The organism is Kitasatospora sp. NPDC059160 (assembly GCF_042755465.1).
Lineage (GTDB): Bacteria > Actinomycetota > Actinomycetes > Streptomycetales > Streptomycetaceae > Kitasatospora.
The window spans coordinates 46,875-62,746 of the sequence record NZ_JBHZCN010000039.1 but is presented as its reverse complement, the minus strand read 5'-3'; the positions used below and the strand labels follow the sequence as shown (position 1 = coordinate 62,746).

The window sequence follows — 15,872 nt, the reverse complement described above, 5'->3', positions numbered from 1 at the left end:
TCAACGCCCGGTACGGATGACCTGACATCGTGTCATCGAATTTTCGTGCCGGAATGCCCGCTTTCGGCCCAGCGCCGGACATCGTTCGGCGCAGCGGCCGGACGACGGGCGGACGACGGGCGGACGACGGCAGGACAACGGGCAGCGGAGAGGAGCCGGACGGGAGCGGAAACGCAAGGCGGGCCGGTCCAGGGGACCGGCCCGCCACGGGAGAGGGGTGTCAGCCGAAGGCCGGCACCGTGTCCAGGATCGCCAGCCGGGCGTTGGCCGTCTTGATGCTGCCGCAGAGCACCTGGGCCCCGCCGATGCGGTAGTCCTCGCCGCTGCCACTGGCCTTGATGACGGCGCCCTGCAGCGAGTTGTACTGCTTGTCCTGGAGGTCGTCCTTGCGCAGGTCGCGGACGACGATGAGCTTGCGGACCAGGTCGCCGGCGCCCTGCTGGGTGCCGAGGGCCTTCTTCTGGTCCTCCGTCAGCTTGGCGAAGGCGGCGTCGTTCGGGGCGAAGACCGTGACGTTCTCCATCGAGTCGAAGATGTCCTTGGCCTTGGCGGTCTTCACCAGCGTGGACAGCTGGGAGAGGTCCTTGGTCTGGTCGATCGCGGTCAGGACGGGCGTGCCGCCCATCGCCTCCAGGCTGCCGGCACCCTGGCCGGGCAGCGCGGCGCACGCCTGACCGAAGGCCTTCTCCGGCGGCGGGGGCGCGACGGCCACCGGGCCCGCGCCGCTGACGCCGGCGCCGCTGCAGCCGGCGAGCGGGGCGAGGACGAACGCCAGGGCCACGAGCATGGCGGGGCGGTGGGTGCGACGGCTCATTGCGGAGCTCCTCCTTGGGGGAACCGGTCGAATCGCGCCGGATGCGCCGATACGCCCCAGATAGTGGCACCACGCCGGGCCGCCTGACGGGAGGTCGGGCCCGTACCGCCCCGCCCGTCACCCGTCCGCCGTCGTGCGGGCGGCCCGCGCCACGCCGCGCCGCGCCCAGTCAGGCGCGGAAGGCCGCAAGCAGCTTGTCGGTGAGCCGGTCGAGGTGGTCGGGGGCGGTCTGGGTGTGGACGACGGCGAGGCGCCAGTAGAGCGGGCCGACCAGGAGGTCGAGGGCGATCTCGCGGTCCACGTCGGCGGGGAGCTCGCCGCGGTCGACCGCCCGTTCCAGGAGCTGGGTGGCCCTGCCGCGACGCGCGTCGCGGACGTTGGTGAGCAGGGCCTGGGCCAGTTCGGGGGTGCGGCCGGCCTCGGCGAGCAGGTCGGGGATGATCCGCGCGGGGAGCCGCTGGTTGAGCGCGTCGGCGACCTCGGTGACGAAGGCCAGGACGTCGCCGCGCAGGGTTCCGGTGTCGGCAGGTCCGGACTCGGCGACGGCGACGGCGGAGACCAGGTCGACGGTCATCTCCAGCTTGGAGGCCCAGCGGCGGTAGATGGCCGCCTTGCCCGCGCCGGCGCGCTTGGCCACCGCCTCCAGGGAGAGCCGGGCGTAGCCGACTACGGCGAGCTCCTCGAAGAACGCTTCGGCGATGGCCTCGGTCACCGAGTCCTGGAGGACGGGCCCGCCGGGCAGCCTGCGTGCGGGGGCGCGGCCAGGGGCAGGGGCGCGGCCGGGGGCCGCGGCGGGGGCGGGGGTCGAGGGCGGGGGCGGGGGCGCGGGGGTGCTGGGCATACCCCGAACCTACACGAGGCGGAACGGTTGCGTCTCGACTGGGCGAGGTCTATCGTCGACTCGAAGACGAGACGAAACCGTTCCGTCTCGACAAGCGGTCTGGGGTGCACCATGCAGTTCCTGTACGACGACGAGTCCTTCTCCTTCGAGGCCCTGCGCGCGGCCGGCTTCGCCAACGACGGCGGCGCCGACCTGGGCGAGGTCCTGACCACCCTCCGCAACGTCGCCGCGGGCGACGAGGAGGCCTGGCTGCGCGAGTGGAAGCGGACCGCGCAGCGCGTCCACGCCATCGGCACCGGCGCCCTCGCCGCCGGCCACCGGGTCAGCGCCCGCGAGGCCCTGCTGCGCGCCTCGAACTACTACCGCACCGCCGAGTTCTACCGCCGCGACGACCCCGCCCACGACCCCGAGGTCAAGACCCTCTCCGCGCTCTCCCGCGAGACCTTCGCCACCGCCGCCGGACTGCTGGACCACCCCGTCGAGGCCGTGCGCATCCCCTACCAGGACACCACCCTCCCCGGGTACCTCTTCCTGGTCGACGACTCCGGCCTCCCCCGCCCGACCGTCGTCTTCACCAGCGGCTTCGACTCCACCCTGGAGGAGGCCTACTTCGTCATCGGCGCGGCCGCACTGCGCCGCGGCTACAACGTGCTGGCCTACGACGGCCCCGGCCAGGGCGCCGCACTGCGCGAGCAGGGGCTCACCTTCCGCCCCGACTGGGAGGCCGTGGTCACCCCGGTGGTCGACTACGCCCTCACCCGCCCGGAGATCGCCCCCGACCGGATCGCCCTGTTCGGCTACAGCCTCGGCGGCTACCTCACCGCCCGCGCCGCCGCTTTCGAACACCGGCTGGCCGCCCTCGTCCTGGACGACGGCCTGTACGACTACCACAACGCCCACACCCGGGTCATGCCGCCGTTCCTCCTGGACTGGGTCGAGAGCGGGCGCGACGACCTCGCCGACCCGGTGCTCGGCCTGATGATGCAGGCGGTCACCCAGCTGCGCTGGGCGCTGCGCAACGGCGTGTGGGCCTTCGGCGCGAGCTCCGCCTCGGACTACATCCGCCGGACTGCCGCCTACACCCTCGACGGCGTGGCCCCGCTCATCGCCTGCCCCACCCTCGTCCTGGATGCCGAGGACGACCAGTTCTTCCGCGGCGAGCCCCAGCGGGTCGCGGCCGCCCTGACCTGCCCGCACACCCTGATCACCCTCCCCGAGTCCGAAGGCGCGGGCGAGCACTGCCACATGGGCGCCATGGCGCGCTTCCAGCAGGTCGCCTTCGACTGGCTCGACACCACCTTCGCCCCGGCCCCCGGCGGCACGGCCTGACCCCGTCGCACCCCGCTCTTGACCTCAAGTCAGCTTGAGGATCGAGACTGATCGCCATGCCGAACACCACCGCAGCTCCCCGCCCGCACACCGACGCCGCCCTCCCCCTGCCCGACGTCGAACTCGACCGGATCGCCGGGCGACTGGCCACCGGGGCGGTGGTGGTCGGCCTCGGCGAGTCCACCCGCTTCTCCCGGGAGACCTTCGGGGTACGGGACCAGCTCTTCCGCCGACTCGTCCGGGACCACGGCTTCCGCGCCCTGGCCGTCCAGGACGGCGCGGGAGTCGGTGAGGCCCTCGACGCGTACGTACGCGGCGGCGAGGGCTCGGCGGCGGACGCCCTGGCCGGGGCCTGGCGGCCGGGGCGCACCGAGGAGATGGCCGGCGCGCTGGAGTGGATCCGGGCCTTCAACCGTGACCACCCGGACGACCCGGTCCGGATCCTCGGGGTGAAGCCGGTCCAGGCCGGGGACGCCGACTACGACGCCGTCCTCGCGCAGGTGCGCACGATGGCGCCGGAGCGGCTCGCGGAACTGGCGGCCCACCTGGAGCCGATCCGTACGGCCCATCGGATCGACGAGCACGTGCAGCGGGCTCGGGGCGTCCACCCCGGTCGGCCCTTCGCCGAACACGCCCGCGCCGCACGGGCGTTGGTCGAGTCCCTGCCCGGCACCGGAGCCGGATCCGGTGACGGTGAAGGTGACGCACTCGCCAGGATGCGGCTGATCGTGGACTTCCACGAGCGCAGCGTCGCCGGGCGCGGCACCTACGCGGGCGAGGCCGAACTGTGGGCGGGGGCCATCGCCGCCTTCCAGCACCGCACCGGCCTGCGCACCGTCTACTGGGACGGCATCGCCCACACCGCGGCGACCGAGGCGGTGCTCGGCGTCGCACCCGAGCGGGGCCCGCAGGCCACTGCCGGCAGTCTGCTCCGCGGGCGCTACGGCGCGCGGTACGTCTCGGTCGCGATCGGCTTCCACCACGGCGACCTCGGCGCCGCCGTCGCCCCCGCACCGGCCGCGGACCTGGTCGACGCGAGGCTCGGCGAGCCCGGCCTGCCCGCCCGCTGGCTGGACCTGCGCCGGGAGGAGGTCCGCCGCGAGTGGGACGGCCCGGCCAAGGCCCGGGTGGTCAGCGGCCTCTACACCCCGGAGCGCGACGCCGTCGAGCACCTCGCCGTGGACTCCCTGGCCGAGGCGTTCGACATCCTGGTCCACGTCCGCCGGGCTTCCCCGGTGCACTGGCTGCCGTGAGCGGCCCGCCGGCGGGGCCCGCGCCGACGACCGCTCCCCCGGTCGGTCAGCCGAAATCCGGGTCGACCGGCGGCCACGGGTAGCCGAGTTGCTCGGCCTGGTACGAACCGCCCCAGACCTCGGCGGTGGCCCGGGGATCGGTCGCGGTCAGCCGGGCCTCCAACTGCTCGGCCTGGGCCGACGGGTCGGCGGCGGAGATCGGCAGGGCGATGCCGAACTGGAGCCAGGGCAGGTCGGATTCGGCCCGGTCCCGGGGGTGCAGCAGCAGGAGGTGGATCCGGTCGGGGTTCTCTCGGTGGTTCCAGACGGCATCCACCTCGCAGTCCCACCTGAGCAGCCAGTCCGTCCGGCTCCGGAGCCTCGCTTCGAGCAGCCGCGCGACCGCTCCGGTCGTCGTCTCCCAGGCGCGGTCCGCCTCGGCCCGCCGGACCTCGGCCTCGTACGGCCCTGCGGCGAACCGGAGTTCCGGCAGGTCGACGTCCCGAGAGGCCGAATTGCGCCAGCCCGACCAGACGACCTGCTCCCCGTCGCGGCCGACCGTCACGTACAGCGCGCCGCAGCACTTCTCGTAACCGCAGCCGGCCCACGCAAGCCGGACCTCGTGGGACGCCTCGTGGGACCCCTCGCGGGCCTGCAACGGCCCGTCCGGGCTCAGGAGGTACCGGGGGCCCACCCCTGCGTACGGGGGGCCGCCGTCGACGTGGGTGGACATGTCCGTCAGGAAGTCCCGGCCGTTGACGATCGGCCGGACCTCCAGATAACGGTCCTCCGGCGGTGGGCCGGTGATCCTGAGGCTGAGCACGTCCGGTTCCTTGGGCACGGGCCAAGAATCGGGGAACCGGGCGCAGTTGTCAGCCGAATTTCACGGCCGTCCGACGACCGGCTCCGTCCGGCACCCGGTCCCGACGGGATCGGCTCCCGGGTCGACGGGGACGGGGGGTCCGGATCGGATCCGGGCACGGACGAGTTCGACCGGGCCCCGGAACCAGCCCAGTTTCTCCACCCACCAGGTGAGGCCGACCGCCCGGTACGGGGCGACGACCATCGCGTCGGCGTCCCGCCGCAACCCGGACGTCCGACCCTCCATGACGACGTCGAAGGAGGCATCGGAGGAGGCGTCGGAGGGGGCGTCGGAGGGGGCGTCGAACTGCCCGTTCCGGACGGCCCGTTGGGCGCGGACGTAGGAGACCACGGTTTCCAGGTCGGCAGGAGGCATCATCTCGGTGTGGCCCACCCCCGCCCGCGTGGGGAAGACGCCGTCCCACTGTGCGGCCCGCCGCATGGGGCGTCGCGAGGGCCAGGTGCCGGCGATCCACACCGGGATACGCGGGCGTTGCGGGCTCACCGGCTGGAAGGTGAGGTCCGTGACGGTGAACCAGCGGCCGTGGAAGGTGAACGGCCGGCCCGTCCACAGCCCGTCGAGGACGTGGAGGGCTTCGTCCAGCTTCTCCGCGCGCACCCGTGGGTCCGGATCCTGGCCCAGTGCTTGGAACTCGGCCGCGGAGGACCCGAGGCCGGCGCCGAAGATCAGCCGCCCGCCGCTGAGCAGGTCCAACGCGACGGTGGCGCGGGCGACTTCGGCGGGGCGCTTGAGGGCGAGCACGCTCACCATGACGCCGAGTCGCAGGCGCTCCGTGTCGGCGGCGATCGCGGCGAGCGTGGTCCACGAGTCGGTGAGGTGCTCGTCCGGGTGTTCCGCGACCTGGCCGTCCCAGAGGAAGAAGCCGTCCCAGCCGGACCGTTCCGCCAGCACTCCCAGTTCGCGGAGCAGGCGGGGATCCGCGTACTCGCGCCGGTTGGGCAGTCCGACGGCGTACCGCAGGGGCCGCTGTGGCATGGCGTCCATCGCTCGTCGCCTCCCTGATCGGGCACGACGGTCGCCGACGCGACCGGTTCCCGCCTCGATGATGTCGGCTGCGCGAGGAGCGGGGCAACCGGAACGGCGTCGGGCGAGCGCCCGCCCCGACGGTCGCCCGCGGCTGGACCGATAGCCGGAGAGCCATGAATCGCGGCAGGTCAGCGGCCCCTCCACAGGCCGGACGCCGGGTACGGTGCTACGGTCCTCTGGGAGCCCGGACCGCCTGTGGCGGTTCCCCTGCCCTCCCCCCTGCGGCGGCGCCCCCTTCGGGGGCCGGCGGACGCCTCCGATGCCGACGAGGCCCGGCCCGCGCCGCCCGACCTTCCACCCCTCCCGCACCTCCCACACCCATCGCCTTCGGACGGAACGGCCCCGGAGGATTCGAAGGGAGCAGCGATGCCCGAGAACAGCGCGACCCCGGGGCCCGGCGACGAGGTCCTGGTGATCGGCGGCGGGTTCACCGGCCTGGCCGCCGCCCACGAGCTCGCCCTGGCCGGGGTGCCCTGCCGGGTGCTGGAGCGTGAGCCGTACGTCGGCGGCCTGGCGGGCTCGTTCGAGGTCGGGGGAGCCCGGCTCGAACGCTTCTACCACCACTGGTTCTCCTCCGACCTGGAGGTCCAGGGGCTGTGCGCGGAACTCGGCTGCTCCGACCTGCTCCAGCCGCACCGGACCCGGACCGGCGTCTACTACGCGAACTCGGTGTACCGCCTGTCGAGCCCGTGGGACGTGCTGCGCTTCGCCCCCCTCCCGCTGGCCGACCGGGTCCGGCTGGGCCGGTCCGCGGTGCGGGCCCACCGGGTGAAGCACTGGCGGGAGTTGGAGGACCTCACGGCCCGCGAGTGGCTGGTGGAGCTGAGCGGGCCGCAGGTCTACGAGACGGTCTGGCGCCCGCTGCTGGAGGGCAAGTTCGGCGAGTACGCGACCGAGGTCGGCGCCACCTGGATGTGGACCAAGCTCCACCTGCGCGGTGGCAGCCGGTCGCACAGCGGCCGCGAGGTCCTCTACTACCTGCGGGGTGGCTGCGCCGCCCTGCTGGACGCGTGGGTCGCGCGCCTGTCCGAACTGGGGGTCCGGATCTGCACGGACACCCCGGTGCGGCAGGTGCTGACCGACGCCCGCGGGGTGTGCGGGGTCCGCACCGGGAGCGGCGTGCTGCCCGCACGGCGGGTCCTGGCCACCACGGCACCGGACCTGCTCGCCGGCTTCCTCGCCCCCGCCGCCGCCGGACCACCGCCCCACCCGGACGTGCCCGCCGTGCGCCGGCGACTGTCCGACATCCCCTACCTCGCCAATCTGTGCCTGGTGCTGCAGACCGACCGGTCCCTGTCGGACACCTACTGGCTCAACGTCACCGACCCCTCGTTCCCCTACGTCGGCGTCATCGAGCACACCAACCTGGAGGCCTCCGACGCCTACGCCGGGAGCCACCTGGTCTACCTGTCCGCCTACCTCCCGACCAGCGCCGCGCTGTACCGGATGGACGACGAAGCGGTGTTCCACGCCAGCCTCCCGCACCTGCGCCGGATGTTCCCGCGGTTCCACCGCGACTGGGTCCGGCGCCACCACGTCTGGCGGGCCGACCACGCCCAGCCGGTCATCACCCCGCACTACTCCGACCGCATCCCGGCGATGGAGACGGACGTGCCGGGGCTCTACCTGGCCAGCATGGCCCAGGTCTACCCCCAGGACCGGGGCACCAACTACGCCCTACGGCAGGGAAGGCACGCCGGGCGCCTGATCGCCGACCGGGTGCGCACCGCCCGCCGCACCGCCCCCGACCCACGACCTCCCGTCGCCGGGCACGGCGCCGGTCCGCGGTCCGGCCCCGAGGAGGGGACGCCATGAACTCCCTGATCAGCACCGAGGATTGCGAGCGGATGCCCATCGCCCGGGTGCACGAGCTCTACCGGCGCCATGTCAGCCGGGGCCAGGTGACGCTGCTCTCCGCCTTCGGCTTCGGCCGCGACGTCGTGGACAGCGCCTCCGGCTGCTGGATCACCCTGCGCGACGGGCGGCGGGTCCTGGACTTCACCGGCGGGATCGGCGTCCTGAACCACGGCCACAACCACCCCCGCATCCTGGCCGCCCGCCGGCGCTTCCAGGAACGGCGGCGGATGGAGGTGCACAAGAACTACTTCTCCCCGTACGTCGCCGCGCTCGGGCACAACCTGGCCCAGCTGCTGCCCGCGGACCTCGACGTCAGCTACTTCCCCAACTCGGGCGCGGAGGCCGTCGAGGGCGCCCTCAAGATGGCGTACAAGTACCACCGCGGCCATCGCGGCACCGTCCTGCACAGCGACATCGCCTTCCACGGCAAGCTGCTCGGTGCCGGAAGCCTGACCGCCTCGCCGGAGGTGCACTTCACCTTCCCGCGGATCCCCGGCACGGACGGCTTCGCCTTCGACGACCTCCGCTCCCTCGAACTGGCCCTGGACCGGCACACCACGCCCGAGGGCGGGAGCGACGTCTACGCGCTGGTCCTGGAACCGTTCAGCGCCTCCAGCCTCCGCGAGTGCTCGGAGGAGTTCCTGCGCGAGGCACGCCGACTGTGCACCGAGCACGACATCGTCCTGGTCTTCGACGAGGTCTACACCGCCTGGGGCAGGACCGGTTCGCTCTTCCACTTCATGCGCCACCCCGGCCTGGTCCCGGACGTGGTGACCACTTCCAAGTCCTTCGGCGGCGGCAAGGCGTCCATCTCCGGCTACGTGGCCAGGGAGCCCGTCTTCCGCAGGGCCTACGACTCGCTCCCCGACGCCACCCTGCACAGCACCACCTACTACGGCTTCGGCGAGGAGACGGTCACCGCGCTGGAGGCCGTGGCGATCGCGGTCGACGACGACTACCCCGCCAGGGCCCGCCGCCTCGGCGAGCGGCTGCGCCGCGGCCTCACCGCCCTCGCCGCCGGGCACCCGCACCTGATCGCGGAGGTGCGCGGCACCGGGGCCCTCCAGGGCGTCGTCCTGCGCCACGGTCCGGCCGCCCTCGACCACGCGCTGCGCCTGCTGCCGTCCTCCTTCGCGCGCGACCCGCAGGCCGGGGCCAAGCTGGCGACCGCCGCCGTGGTCGCCGCCCTCTACCGCGACCACGGTGTGCTCACCTACTACGGCTCCAACCACGACCTCCCGCTGATCGCCGCGCCTCCCCTGGTGGCCGAGGACTCCGACGTCGACCTCTTCCTGGCGGCCCTGGACGCGGTGCTGGCCAAGGGAATGCCCCGCCTCCTGGCAGGTCTGGCCAGGGAGAAGGTGACCGCATGAGCTCCCCGTCGACGCGTCCCGTACCGCCCGCCGCAGGGCCCGGTACCGCGCGGGAGCACCGTCGCCTGCGGGTCTGGGAACGGCGCGTACGCTCCGCCGGGCTCCCGCCGCTCTGGGCGGGCCGCTGCACGGCCCTGTCCGAACCGTCCCGCCAGGCCGCCGCGGTCCGGCACACGGCCGCCACCCTGGCCGCCCTCCCGACGCCGTACCGCCTGGTGTTCGCCCTGCTGATGCGGGTGTTCCCGGTCGCCGTCGTCCTCGCGGACCCGCGGGGCCCGCTCCGGGGCACCGCGGACCGGGCCCGTCCGCAACGGGTCGCCGACCGACTGTCCACGGTGCCCGGTTGCGCCGAACTGCTGAGGGTGAGCCTGGCGTTGGCCCTGCACGGCGCTCTGGACGGGCCGACGGACGGACTCTCCGCCGCTCCGCCGCAGGAGCTCCGATGACCGGGACCGTCCGCACCGTCCGCTGCGACGCCCTGGTGATCGGCTCGGGAGCCGGCGGCAGCACCGCGGCCCTGGAACTCGCCGGCGCGGGCCGGGAGGTCCACGTCCTGGAGGAGGGCCCGCTCGTCCCGCAGACGCGGATCACCCGGGCGTCCCCGGCGGAGAACCTGCGCCTGCTCTACCGCCAGGGCGGTCTGGTGCCCATCCACGGCGCGCCCACCATCCCCTTCGGTGAGGGGCGTTGCGTCGGAGGAACCACCGTGGTCAACGGCGGGCTGCTCTGGCGACCTCCCGAACACCTGCTGGAGTGCTGGGCGTCCGCCGGCGTCGACGGCTTCCGGGCCCACCACCTCGCCCCCCACCTGGCCGAGGTGGAACGGCGCCTCGGTGTCGTCGACCAGCAGCCCGGGCCGGGGAACCGCGACTCGGTGCTGCTCGGCCAGGCGGCCGACCGACTCGGCTGGCGCTGGGCACCGGCCCGCCGGGCGGTGCGCGGCTGCCGGCACGCCAACCGGTGCGTCACCGGCTGCCCCACCGGCGCCAAGCAGAGCATGCTGGTGAGCTACCTGCCCGCCGCCGAACGGCTCGCGGCGGTCATCGAACCGGACACCCGGGTCGTCCGACTCGAACACGACGGCACCCGGGTCACAGCCGTGCACGCCCTGCGCGACGGCCGGCGACTGCGCTACCTCCCGCAGACGGTGTTCCTGGCCGCCGGCCCGATCGGCAGCGCGCTGCTGCTGCGGCGCAGCGCCATCGGCGGGCGCGGCCCGGGCCGGGCGATCGCGTTCCACGTCAACTTCCGTACCGTGGCGCGGTTCGGCGAATCCGTCCGCGCCACCGAGGGCACCATCTTCACCGCGCAGCTGCAGGAGTTCGCCGACCGGGGTGTGCGGGTGATGCCCGCGAACCTCACCCCGGGGTCGCTCGCCGCTGCGCTGGCCGCCCATCCCGCCGGGACCGTCGACCGGATGCTGGCCCAGCTGGACCGGGTCGCCGTCTACACCACCCAGGTGAGCGTCCGGGGCACCGCACGGCTGCTGGCGGTCCCCGGCCTCGGCGCGCTCCTGCGGCACCGCCTGACCGCGAGCGACCGGGACCTCCTCCGCTCCGCCTTCCGGCGCACCGCCGAGCTCCTCCTGGAGGCCGGCGCGGTCGAACTGCTGCCGCCCGCACCCGCCGGCCCGACCACCACCCGCCCGACCACCGGCGGCCTGACCACCGCCGCGCAGGTGGCCGACTTCGCGCTGCACGCCCGGCCCGAGACCTGGGACCTGATCTCCGTCCACGCCATGGCGTCCTGCCCGATGGGCCCACCCGCCCCGGGCGGCGTGTGCGACGCCCAGGGACGCCCGCACGGCTTCACCAACCTGCGGCTGTGCGACGCGAGCGTTCTGCCGGGCGCCACCGGTGTCAGCCCGCAGGAGACCATCATGGGCTTCTCCCACCTGATCACGGCCCGGTACCTGGAGCGGTCCACCAGCCGTCGGCCCGACGGCAACTGAGCAGCCGTGACCGGACCGGGCGCGAGCGACCGGCACCGGCGCAACCGTCCGTGCCGGCGGCCGCGTCCCTCAGCGGGATGGGTAAGGTGGGACGCCGGAACGGGCCCTGAACAGCGGTGACGCGCGAGGGCACCGGGCCGGCGGGGGCGGGACGCGGGGAACGGGAGACGTCGGGTGCCGGACGGGACTGGGGCTGCGGGGACGGAGGAGTTCGCGCGGCTGCTGAGCGAGCTCAAGACGCGCTCGGGGCTGAGCTACGGGACGCTGGCCAAGCGGCTGCACACCAGCACCTCCACGCTGCACCGCTACTGCAACGGGACGGCGCTGCCGCACGAGTTCGCGTCCGCGGAGCGCTTCGGACGGTTGTGCCGGGCGACTCCCGAGGAACTCGTGGAGCTGCACCGGAGTTGGATCCTGGCCGACGCGGCCCGGGGGCGCCGGGCCGAGCAGCGGGCGCCGGAGACCCGCACGGCGGACCTGCCCGCGGCGGAGGTGGAGCCGGTGGTCGAGGTGGTGTCCGCGGAGCCCGCGCCACCGCGTCGGCGCCGCACGGCGCTGATCGTGTCCGCCACGGCCGTCGCCCTGGTGGCGGCCGTCCTGGTGGTCGCGCGACCCACGGGCTGGGGCGGCGGCGGTGGCCAGGCGAAGGGCGACCAGCAGGCCGCCGCTGCGACGGCGACGACGACGACGGACAGCGTCACCACACCCGTCGCCCCGGAACCGCTGCCCACCACCCCCACGGCCGCCGCCGAAACGACCCCGGCCCCGAGCTCAGCCACGCCCCCGACCCCGACCGCGGCCCCGACCCCGACCCCGACCTCGACCGACAGCGGCCCCGCGCCGCTCACCGTCGGCACCCGCCCGTACGTCTACGCCGACCCGTGCAGCCAGCACTTCCTGGTGAACAGCGGGCCCGCCCAGGTCGGCCCGCCCGCCCCGGAGCGCGACGCCCCGCGCTGGGCCGCCGCCTACGGCGCGGTGTCCTCCGGCGAGCAGGAGGTCGCCCTCACCGTCCAGGGCACCGGCACGGACACGGTCGTCCTGCTCGGGCTGCACGTGCGGGTCACCGCCAAGGGCGCGCCGCTGGCCTGGAACGACTACTCGATGGGCGTCGGCTGCGGCGGCGGCGTCGACGCCAAGTCCTTCGACATCGACCTCGACCGGGGCAGTCCCGTGATCACCGTCAAGGGCGGGCAGCGCGACTTCCCGTACAAGGTCAGCAAGTCCGACCCCGAGGTCTTCTACGTCACCGCCCACACCAAGGCGCACGACGTCCGCTGGGACCTCACACTGGACTGGTCCAGCGGCGACCGCCACGGCACCGTCCGCATCGACAACGGCGGCACGCCCTTCCGCACCAGCGCCGACGTCAACCGCCCGGGCTACGACTACCCGTTGGGCGGCGGCGAGTGGATCAAGCGCGAGGGCGGCTGAGCGCCCGCGCGGTCGCCCTCCCCCGGCCGTTGCGCCGAACGGCGGCGTGCCCGGGATGCCGGTGAGCGCCCCGTCGCCCAGTCTTGGACGGAATCCGAGACGCTGGCAGCGGGACGGGAGGGCGAGGTGGCGGAACGGCGCGGTCGGCCGGGCCGCGATCGCTGGTTCCGCACCGGTTCCGCCTGGCTGCGGGGGCGGACGGCCACGCTGCGCGACGCCCCGTTCCCCAGCCGACTCGCGGCGCAGCTGCTCCACATCCATGTGCTGGACACCGCCACCCGTCTCGCGGCCCAGGCGTTCCTCACGGCCATCCCGGTGGTCTTCGTGCTGGCCGCCTTCATGCCCGACGAGGTGCGCAGCAGCGTGTCCGACTCCCTGCGCACCGTCCTGGGGCTTCGGGGCGCCGCCTACGACGAGGTCACCCAGGTGCTCCGGACGGACAGCGGGAGCGCCACCACCGAGACCTACGGCGGCCTCGGCATCGTGGTGACCCTGCTCGCGGCCACCAGTTGCAGCCGGGTGCTGCAACGGCTGTGCGAACGGAGCTGGCACCTCCCCCACCTGGCCGGACGCCTGGCGGCCTGGCGGTGGCTCGCCTGGCTCCTGGTGTGGCTCGCCGTCCTGATCGTCCAGGGCCAGGTGCGGACCGGGTTCGGTCTGGGCGACGGCCTCGGGGTGTTCCTCTACCTGGTCAGCGCCGTCCTGCTCTGGTGGTGGACCCAGCACCTGCTGCTCGGCGGCCGGGTGCCCTGGCTGCCGCTGCTGCCGGGGGCCGTGCTGACCAGCGCGGCGCTGACGGCGCTCGCCTGGGGGTCGCGGCTGTACATCCCCCGCTCGCTGAACCGCAGTGTGGCGCAGTTCGGCCCGCTCGGTCTGGTCTTCACCCTGCTGAGCTGGCTGATCGTGGTGTTCACCGCCGTCACGCTCGGCATCGGCATCGGCTACGTGCTGGCCGGCCAGGGCCGGCTGGCCCGGCTGCTGGGGACTCCGGGCACGTCCCCGGTCGCGACGGCGGCGGAGGAGGACGAAGAGTGAGCGTCCGCGCCGGGCTCAGGCGTCGTCGGCGCTCCGGCCGGCCGGTCCGACGCACAGCGCCCAGATGACGAAGGCGTCGATCGCGATCAGGACGAGCGCCCAGAACGGGTAGTAGGGCAGCCACAGGAAGTTGGCGACCATCCCCAGGACCGCGACGACGATGCCGACGCCACGGGCCCAGGGGGCGCCGCTGAAGAGGGCCACGCCCGCGGCGGCGACGGCGAGTCCGAGGATGACGTGGATCCAGCCCCAGCCCTCGGTGTTCATCGAGTACACGTAGTGACGGGTGACGATGATCAGGCTGTCCTTGGTGATGGCGGCGATCCCCTGGAAGACCGCCATCGTGCCGGCGGCGATGAGCATGACCGCGGCGAAGACGGTCCACCCGGCCGCGAAGGGGCGGTGCTCGGCGGGCCGGCCGGTACGGCCCGGTTCGGTGACAGGGCTGGTCATGGCATGGACTCCTTCGACGACGGCCGCCTCGTACCGGTACGCGGACGGGGACAGGAGACGGGACGGAAGGGAGGGCAGGAAGGAACGGGAGGAAGGGAAAGGACGGAGGGGCCGGGCAGCGGCCCTTCTCTCACCGTAGGACCGAACCGTCCGGCCCGCCGGTGGCGGCCCGGCCGAACGCGGCGAGCAGGGCCAGGACGGCGAGCACCGCGAGCAGGATCGCGACCAGCAGCAGCACGGTCAGCGCGGTCGGGTCGTCCCACAGGGCGAACACCAGGGCCAGCACCAGGACGGCGGTGCCGGCGAGCCACCGGCGGTGGGCGGCGGTCCAGGTGCCGGCCCGGCCCGCGCGCACGCCGTGGGCGTCGCCCCAGTGGGCGACGGAGTCCGCGGCGCGGTCGGCCCGGCCGCGGGCGGCGCGCGGCAGCCGTCCCGCGCCGCCCAGGTAGGCGCCGAGCGCCACCGCCACGCCCAGCACGGTCGCGGTGCGCAGGCTGATCCGCAGGAAGTGCAGCAGGGTGTCGAAGACGGCCGCGGCGGCGGCCGGGGACTGTACGGCGGGCGGCAGGTGGTCGAGGTAGTAGTGGCGGGCGGCCACCAGGGCGAGGGCCATCAGCAGGCTGGCCCCGGCCGCTCCGAGGGCGGCGGCCACCAGGGCCCGGCGTCGGCGGCGGGCCAGCAGGACGCCGACGGCGCCGAGCGACACGGTGAGCACGGGCAGCCAGTTGCCGACCGCGTCGAGGGCGTGTGCGGCGCCGCGGATCCGGGCCAGCCGGTCGGACTGGAACAGCACCATGCGCTTGTCCACGTCCGGGATCCGCTCGGCCGGGCTCAGCCCCTCGGCCACCAGCGTGTCCTTCAGCCGGTCGACGACCGAGCCGAGGTCGAGGGTGACCGTGCCGTCGGTGACCTCGACCGCGCCCCGCCCGTGACCGGTGAGGGCCTGGACCACGGCGGTGTGGGCGACCCGGTTGGCCTGGGTCCACACCGTGACGAAGGTGTCGCTGTGCACGACCCGCGTGGAGGCCTCGGTGACCACCTGGTTCACCGCGTCGTCGAGTTTCGGGCCGAGCGCCTTGACCGCCGAGGCGACCCGGGGCGGCAGCCCGTGGGCCTGCAGCCAGGCGGCCAGGTCGGAGGTGACCGCCGGACCGTCCACCCGTACGTCCACGGCCTGGGTGATCCGGGCGACCGCCGCGTCCTGGATCGCCGGATCGGTGGCGAGCGGGGCGACCGTCGCCACGTACCGGCCGGTGTCCAGGGCGATGTCGTGCACCCAGACGGTGAGCAGCGACACCGGCACCAGCACGCAGGTCAGCGCGATCAGGACCGCCGACACCGTGCTCCGGACCGGCCGCCCCGCCCGGGAGGCGCGCCCCGGCCCGGCCGGGGGCTCCGGCGGCTCGTTCATCGGGGGGCTCCCAGCGCTCCGTGCGGCGGTGGCGCCGCTGACCACCATTGGCCCGTAGGGCCCGGTGACCGGCACTCCGGGGTGCGCCGTCCGGGCGAAGGAGGCCGCTCCCTGCGACGGGTGGCCGGAGGGAGGGCGCGCGCCGGCCCGGCCGGCGGGGTGTCGGGTGCCGGTGGGCCGGGCGCGCGCCCGGTCTGGGGTCGTCGGATCCGGGGACGTCGGGTCCGGGGGAC

At 74.4% G+C, this 15,872-nt stretch carries 14 protein-coding genes; 8 read left to right on the top strand and 6 right to left on the bottom strand.

Features of this window, described 5'->3' with window-relative positions; all coding sequences use genetic code 11:
• Positions 1–220: 220 nt before the first annotated feature.
• Positions 221–814, bottom strand: coding sequence for a fasciclin domain-containing protein (locus tag ACFXOZ_RS18830; protein ID WP_380525681.1), 594 nt, complete (start codon positions 812–814; stop codon positions 221–223).
• Between the two features lie 169 nt (positions 815–983).
• A complete protein-coding gene (locus ACFXOZ_RS18825) occupies positions 984–1,655 on the bottom strand; it encodes a TetR-like C-terminal domain-containing protein (protein WP_380591534.1) in 672 nt (223 codons plus the stop codon).
• A gap of 111 nt (positions 1,656–1,766) precedes the next feature.
• Here ACFXOZ_RS18825 and ACFXOZ_RS18820 point away from each other — a divergent pair, with 111 nt between their 5' ends.
• Together ACFXOZ_RS18820 and ACFXOZ_RS18815 are read left to right on the top strand one after the other, a co-directional pair.
• Positions 1,767–2,984 (top strand): alpha/beta hydrolase family protein, encoded by a 1,218-nt coding sequence (locus ACFXOZ_RS18820; RefSeq protein WP_380591532.1) that lies wholly within the window; start codon positions 1,767–1,769, stop codon positions 2,982–2,984.
• Between the two features lie 56 nt (positions 2,985–3,040).
• A complete protein-coding gene (locus ACFXOZ_RS18815; protein ID WP_380591530.1) occupies positions 3,041–4,237 on the top strand; it encodes an erythromycin esterase family protein in 1,197 nt (398 codons plus the stop codon).
• A 46-nt stretch (positions 4,238–4,283) separates the two neighbouring features.
• On the opposite strand, the gene ACFXOZ_RS18810 is transcribed toward ACFXOZ_RS18815, so the two are convergent.
• Positions 4,284–5,057, bottom strand: coding sequence for a hypothetical protein (locus ACFXOZ_RS18810; RefSeq protein WP_380591528.1), 774 nt, complete (start codon positions 5,055–5,057; stop codon positions 4,284–4,286).
• Positions 5,058–5,099: 42 nt separating this feature from the next.
• Entirely contained in the window at positions 5,100–6,083 is a 984-nt protein-coding gene (locus tag ACFXOZ_RS18805; RefSeq protein ID WP_380591526.1) for an LLM class flavin-dependent oxidoreductase, read from the bottom strand.
• Positions 6,084–6,491: 408 nt separating this feature from the next.
• Between ACFXOZ_RS18805 and ACFXOZ_RS18800 the strand changes: the two genes are divergently transcribed.
• From ACFXOZ_RS18800 to ACFXOZ_RS18775, 6 genes are all read left to right on the top strand, one after another.
• Entirely contained in the window at positions 6,492–7,940 is a 1,449-nt protein-coding gene (locus ACFXOZ_RS18800; RefSeq protein WP_380525676.1) for an NAD(P)/FAD-dependent oxidoreductase, read from the top strand.
• Entirely contained in the window at positions 7,937–9,355 is a 1,419-nt protein-coding gene (locus ACFXOZ_RS18795) for an aspartate aminotransferase family protein (RefSeq protein ID WP_380525675.1), read from the top strand. The genes ACFXOZ_RS18800 and ACFXOZ_RS18795 overlap by 4 nt, the downstream gene beginning before the upstream one ends.
• Positions 9,352–9,801, top strand: coding sequence for a hypothetical protein (locus ACFXOZ_RS18790; protein ID WP_380591524.1), 450 nt, complete (start codon positions 9,352–9,354; stop codon positions 9,799–9,801). Before ACFXOZ_RS18795 ends, ACFXOZ_RS18790 begins: the two co-directional genes overlap by 4 nt.
• Complete coding sequence (locus tag ACFXOZ_RS18785; RefSeq protein WP_380591522.1) at positions 9,798–11,306, top strand: GMC family oxidoreductase N-terminal domain-containing protein; 1,509 nt, start codon at positions 9,798–9,800, stop codon at positions 11,304–11,306. The genes ACFXOZ_RS18790 and ACFXOZ_RS18785 overlap by 4 nt, the downstream gene beginning before the upstream one ends.
• A 174-nt stretch (positions 11,307–11,480) precedes the next feature.
• A complete protein-coding gene (locus ACFXOZ_RS18780; protein ID WP_380591520.1) occupies positions 11,481–12,740 on the top strand; it encodes a helix-turn-helix domain-containing protein in 1,260 nt (419 codons plus the stop codon).
• A gap of 126 nt (positions 12,741–12,866) precedes the next feature.
• Positions 12,867–13,775 (top strand): YhjD/YihY/BrkB family envelope integrity protein, encoded by a 909-nt coding sequence (locus ACFXOZ_RS18775; RefSeq protein WP_380591518.1) that lies wholly within the window; start codon positions 12,867–12,869, stop codon positions 13,773–13,775.
• 15 nt (positions 13,776–13,790) lie between these two features.
• On the opposite strand, the gene ACFXOZ_RS18770 is transcribed toward ACFXOZ_RS18775, so the two are convergent.
• Both ACFXOZ_RS18770 and ACFXOZ_RS18765 read right to left on the bottom strand, forming a co-directional pair.
• Positions 13,791–14,228: a hypothetical protein gene (locus ACFXOZ_RS18770; protein WP_380525669.1), complete on the bottom strand. Its 438-nt coding sequence runs from the start codon at positions 14,226–14,228 to the stop codon at positions 13,791–13,793.
• Positions 14,229–14,358: 130 nt separating this feature from the next.
• Entirely contained in the window at positions 14,359–15,639 is a 1,281-nt protein-coding gene (locus ACFXOZ_RS18765; RefSeq protein ID WP_380591516.1) for a hypothetical protein, read from the bottom strand.
• Between the last annotated feature and the right edge of the window lie 233 nt (positions 15,640–15,872).